7 protein-coding genes and 1 pseudogene are annotated in these 5,252 nt (G+C 34.5%); 5 read left to right on the top strand and 3 right to left on the bottom strand.

From position 1 onward, the window contains the following. The 4 genes from OEW78_RS09755 to OEW78_RS09740 all read left to right on the top strand — a co-directional run. On the top strand, window positions 1-568 hold a 568-nt coding region (locus OEW78_RS09755; RefSeq protein ID WP_300327106.1), incomplete at its 5' end, for a ZIP family metal transporter. Window positions 569-1,310: 742 nt separating this feature from the next. Beyond that, window positions 1,311-1,526, top strand: a complete 216-nt coding sequence (locus OEW78_RS09750; RefSeq protein ID WP_300327105.1) for a hypothetical protein — start codon at window positions 1,311-1,313, stop codon at window positions 1,524-1,526. A 498-nt stretch (window positions 1,527-2,024) separates the two neighbouring features. Beyond that, a complete protein-coding gene (locus OEW78_RS09745) occupies window positions 2,025-2,801 on the top strand; it encodes a coenzyme F420-0:L-glutamate ligase (RefSeq protein WP_300327104.1) in 777 nt (258 codons plus the stop codon). Between the two features lie 48 nt (window positions 2,802-2,849). After that, entirely contained in the window at window positions 2,850-3,404 is a 555-nt protein-coding gene (locus OEW78_RS09740; RefSeq protein ID WP_300327103.1) for a hypothetical protein, read from the top strand. Window positions 3,405-3,406: 2 nt separating this feature from the next. Here OEW78_RS09740 and OEW78_RS09735 read toward each other — a convergent pair whose 3' ends face one another. After that, window positions 3,407-3,730, bottom strand: coding sequence for a hypothetical protein (locus tag OEW78_RS09735; RefSeq protein ID WP_300327102.1), 324 nt, complete (start codon window positions 3,728-3,730; stop codon window positions 3,407-3,409). 104 nt (window positions 3,731-3,834) lie between these two features. Between OEW78_RS09735 and OEW78_RS09730 the strand changes: the two genes are divergently transcribed. Then, window positions 3,835-4,368 (top strand): hypothetical protein, encoded by a 534-nt coding sequence (locus OEW78_RS09730; RefSeq protein WP_300327101.1) that lies wholly within the window; start codon window positions 3,835-3,837, stop codon window positions 4,366-4,368. Here OEW78_RS09730 and OEW78_RS09725 read toward each other — a convergent pair. Both OEW78_RS09725 and OEW78_RS09720 read right to left on the bottom strand, forming a co-directional pair. Further along, window positions 4,361-4,801, bottom strand: coding sequence for a hypothetical protein (locus OEW78_RS09725; protein WP_300327107.1), 441 nt, complete (start codon window positions 4,799-4,801; stop codon window positions 4,361-4,363). The two genes, OEW78_RS09730 and OEW78_RS09725, sit on opposite strands and share 8 nt — an antisense overlap. Window positions 4,802-4,850: 49 nt before the next feature. Next, window positions 4,851-5,252, bottom strand: a pseudogene (locus tag OEW78_RS09720) (2-oxoacid:ferredoxin oxidoreductase subunit beta); the annotation flags it as partial.

Below are 5,252 nucleotides of genomic sequence, written 5' to 3'. Positions count from 1 at the left end.
CGGGATTGTGCCCGTGTCTATCGGACTTGGATTGGGCGGAATTTTCATTTTTCTAGGTGACAGATGGATTGGAAAATATGGAATTCATAGTTACAGCACCACCCATAAAGTTTCGACTCGACGAATGCATGGGATCATGTTGTTTGTTTTTGCAATTACACTGCACAATCTTCCCGAGGGTTTAGCAGTCGGTGTCGGTTTTGGAATGGGGGACATTACAAATGCATTGGTGTTGATGTTTGCCATAGGGATTCAAAACATACCGGAAGGAATGGCAGTGAGTTTCTCTCTATTATCTACAGAAAAATATTCCAGAAGAAAATCCTTTTTTTATGGGTTTTTGTCTGGAGGTGTTGAAATACCTCTAACCGTTCTGGGTGCAATTTGGGTATCTGCATTTACGATGTTGCTTCCATACGCAATGGGTTTTGCAGCAGGCGCAATGGTGTTTGTAATAGCACATGAAATAATTCCAGAATCACAAAAGGAAAAAACAAGTTCACTGCCAACCGTCATGCTGATGATAGGCCTGATCATCATGCTTATTCTTGACGTTTCTTTGGGGTAAATGTTCTACAGCATATTGCTAAGCAAATGCAAATCGAAATAGAAAGTTCAGTTAATCATTAATAATGGGTTTTTAATTTGAGCCATTCTGATTTTTGATTGATTCGGACAGTTTGTACGAATTCAATTACTTACACGTGAGTACGATAATCTATCTCCTATCTCTACCCCATGCAGGTTGTGCTCCCAACAAAATTTGAACTCAATTTAATGTTAATTCTCTCATAAAGATTTGACAAATTGATTAATACTCAACAAATTCAAATTTTTCACAATAACCCACGCCTTTAATCCACATCTACCCTAGAATTGTTCCTAATGATTTTTGGTTTGTAGCCATTGCAGGAGGGACTCTGGTTTGATCAATGTGAGTGATTTTAGATGATTATATCATCTGAAAAAATGTCAAGGTGCAAATCCTTCTCAAACCAGAGGCATCATTCATTAAATTTACCATCAAACTTAACCTGCAGTCCTTACGCAGGTTTCTTGAAGATGAAAATTATTCACCTTTATGATTTAATTATGCATCGGCATTTCACCCATTAGTCAAGAAAATTGTTTTCCAGTCCTCTAATTTTTTAAAATCATTACAAACAGTGCAAGAACTCGCAAGACCCGAAAGTCTCCTTTGCAGTAAAATTTTGAACATTAATCCATCAATACGGTTTGTAGGGATTTTGTGTAAATGCGGGAGACTAAAGGCATATGACAGAAAAAAAGGCATGATTCCCCAACTAAGCGTGCCTGAAACAAAGCTTGTGCATCGCAAGGCACTGCTCAAGGCAAAAATGAATCGTGTTTTTGATGGCAAGCTTGGCAAGACAAACTGGTCTGTAGAATCACGCGATAAAGTAAAGTGGATTACAGTGCACATGGGAAAAGATCTCATACTGATGTCTACTGAAACTTCCTCAAATCACGACAAGATTGTACAAACAGTACTCTCAATGATTTGATTTTCAAATACGATTCATCACAATTGTATTGACAAGCCAGAAAGATTATTCCTCATCAATTATAGTCCAAGATAATCCAAGTAATGCTTCCCATGATTCATTATTTGACATGATATGCTTTAGCAAAATTTGCTTAAAACCCTAACGAATGATTTATTCATGCAAATCATCAGCATTCTCTAAATACCATTTTGGAAAATTATACACAGTTGGAATTCTCACCGGAGGACTAACGTTGCCGGTCTTAAATTCCAATTTTATTTTCTACACATTACATAGTTAAAAAAATAAGTTGAGAATATATCGTGTAGATCCACCTATACAGTAAGCACAATTATCATATTCTTCTAAATGCGCTTGATCCAGAGCATCTAGAGCAAAATACTTGTTTTCAGATTTGATTTCATTTATCTGACAGATTATGTCAGATTTGATGCGTGAAAATATAGAAAACCCTATTTCAGAACAATAAAAAAGAAAAAGAACACTCAGAACAATGTGCAATTAACAGTATTTCCACTTTTATCTGAAAGGATGGAAGGAGAATTTGATGTGTTTGAGGCCTTGCTAAAAACACTAGAGAAGAATAATGTAAAATTAGAAGAAGGGGATGTTTTAGTGATTTCAACAAAATACATCTCAAACTCCCAAGGAAGGATAGTAGATTTGGATAAAATCAAGGCTTCAGAAGAAGGTAAACAAATTTCAAAAAAATATCAATTAAAGCCAGAGATTGCAGAAATAATCATCAGAGAGTCAGACAAAATTTTTGGCGGAATTGGAGGATTTGTAATTACATCAGCAGACAACATCATGGCACCAAATGCTGGAATTGATAAATCAAATGCAAGAAAAGGAAGAGCAATCCTATATCCAAAAAAGCCATATCAGACTGCCGAAGAAATTCGTAGAAAGATTTTCTTAAAGTTATTCATCCATGTAGGAATAATACTTGTAGATAGCAGATTGATGCCAGCAAGAGTTGGAACATCGGGTGTTGCAATTGCATGTGCAGGCATTGAGCCAGTATTGGATATGAGAGCAAAAAAAGATCTTGATGGAAATCCATTAAAAGTTACATTTCAAGCAGTTGTGGATAATCTTGCTACAATTGCAAACCACAAGATGGGAGAAGGAGCTGAATCAAAACCATTTGCAATAGTTAGAAATTCAGATGCAAAGATTACTGATAGAAAAATTAATCCATCCGAAATGGCAATTTCTCCAGATCAATGTGTTTACGTCAGAGGATTATCAAATCCCCCAAACATCTAACCTGAAACTTGGTTCTGCTTTAAATATAGGAATTTAGTGAAAAAAATAATGGAGTATCTCACCACATACCCTAAAACAGTGTCATTTTTGGATGGAATTAAACACAAAATTGATGTCGATAGTAAAGACGGCGTAGAACAACTTCACATAGTTGTAAAGAAAAGTTTTGATGAACTGACAAAAATTTTTGCAAATGAAGGGTTTACCAAGGTTAAGCTTGAACACAAGCAACCAGATCAAATCGGCAGTGGCCTTAATCTTAAACTGAAAAAACCATGGGAGATGCACATTAGAATGGTAGATTTGAAAAAAGGATTGATTGGAATTCATGCAGAAGTAGAAGTATCAAGAGACTATCTACAGCATTTGTTTTCACAGAGAACACCAGTGGTTTATGAAGTAGAAGAAATTCTAAAAAAATATCAAGTTGATTATAATATTTGGCATGATAAAATTAAGAAAAATGTTCATGCCATTGTAGACAATTATAAAGTTAAACTTGCAACCCCAAGTATTCCAGTATTTGCATGGAAACCAATGTTATTTGTAATTGGAACTATTGCAGCATTTTACGGTTGGAAATACTTTAACACAATTTGGTAAAACTAGACACCCAAAGTTTCAGCCTTGCTTAATTCCAAGAAGACCTTGTCTCCAACTGAAAGGCCCATCTCTTTGTATTCATGCATTTCTAGTTTTAATTGAGTAATACCAGATTGCATACCACCACCTAACCCAGACATCATCTTGTTTAAATCTTTCATCATGTCATTCATGTTTGAGAATCCCATAACTTTGGGAGTGCCAAAAGGAGGTTGTTGGGTTTGAGTTCCTTCTTTGAGATCTTTAAGAGAGGATAAAGATACAACTACATATGGTGCGCCGTCAGGTGCAGAGTCTATGCTTTTTACTACAAATTCTTTCTTCATATCCATACTCACATCTAATTCAACATAATTTTAATTTTAAGGTTGATTTGTACTAGTTTGAGTAATTTTGAAGCTTTAATTACAATTTTCAGGATTTTAAATCATTGTCAAATAATGTCAAAACAACATTACGATATTACGGAATTTCACCGTGGGAGATTGAAGTCCTTTACGGATTTCTTAATTCCCATTTTACCATAATTCAGGATGAAATTGAAATAAATGATGGGAATTTTGTCAGTTTTCTAGACATAGACATACCCTTACAATTCAATGAGGAATTTTTCCAATGGTTTGAATTCAAGCGTTGGGAAAAGATCAAAGATGTTTTCAAAGAAATGAAAAGAAGAAGAGGTAGTGGAAATGCTTTGAAAATCGTTATTAATTTTTCTGGCAATCCAAAAATTGTTTTCACTGTAGATATTGAAGACAGACAATGGTTCGATAACGCATTAGAAAAAATTGATTTTGTTTTGGAATTATTGCCATTTCATCTAGATCCTAAAAAATTACCATCCGAAATTACAAAGATAGCATACAAATTTGATTCCGAATCAATCAGATGGCGTTTAGACACAGCATCGACTAAGAATAAGAAATATACTTTCAGAGGGGATTCATGGAAAGAGATCATTTGAGATCTTTTTGTAAAGGTTCTAGCAATTCGTGAAGTTCTTTGTATTTTAATTCTAAAAATTCTAATGCATCAATTAATTTTTTAGACTTTCCATATTTGTAACGAACCAATTCACGATGATGCCAAAATGTTTTACCATCCCCAACAGACAAAGTTGTAAAGTAATCAGTTCCTTTCAGCGAATCTGGAAGTTTAACATCATGAGGAAATAGCAACTCAACGATAAACCACTCATCAGCATCAGGATAATCAGAACCAGTCTCTACATCAAAAAATACATGAAGTAGATCAGATTGCATAAGACCATCATCATTTATGGAGGGATGTTTCACAGAAGATTTTTTAAAATCTAAATTCAAAAGTTCTGGTTCAAAGAAACCCTTTATGATGGATTTTCTAAATATTTTATTTGCATCATTAATATTCAAAGGCAAAATAATATTCGACAAAACTTGCCTATAACTTCTTAGGTTTAAAACGAATCTATACTTCTAAAGAATCCAAAATCTTTGAAATATCAGTAATGGATTGGTCATTTTTGGTAATGTTTTGTTTTGCAGGAGGATTTTCCAAATAGTTTGGAATCTTATCTTGTATTCTCTGAATATAAGGAGAAACCATGGCATTTTTGTAAAATACACCTATTGGGATTTTGTTCCCCCATTCTAGTGATTTGATCAAAGCCTGAGATAATTTCTCGTTTACTTCAACTTCGGAATCATAGTGGACTACGGGTTCATATCCTTGCTCCTCTAGCTTGTATATTCTAGAATGTCTTTTTTGTGCCTCATCAACTAAATCAGTTCCGGCATACCAATCCCTGGTGTTAAGATCATTGTAAGTTGGACATGGTTGTAGTACATCAAGAAATGAAAGACCTTTGTG

The sequence above is a fragment of the Candidatus Nitrosopumilus sp. genome, assembly GCF_029882185.1.
Lineage (GTDB): Archaea > Thermoproteota > Nitrososphaeria > Nitrososphaerales > Nitrosopumilaceae > Nitrosopumilus.
Note: the sequence above shows the minus strand (reverse complement) of the source record. Positions and strands in the feature narration are given on the sequence as shown.

Bases quoted from the DNA above. Each gene is read 5' to 3' on its own strand.
- OEW78_RS09735 (WP_300327102.1), bottom strand. From the start codon at position 3,730: ATGAAGAAAGAATTTGTAGTAAAAAGCATAGACTCTGCACCTGACGGC.
- OEW78_RS09740 (WP_300327103.1), top strand. From the start codon at position 2,850: ATGGAGTATCTCACCACATACCCTAAAACAGTGTCATTTTTGGATGGA.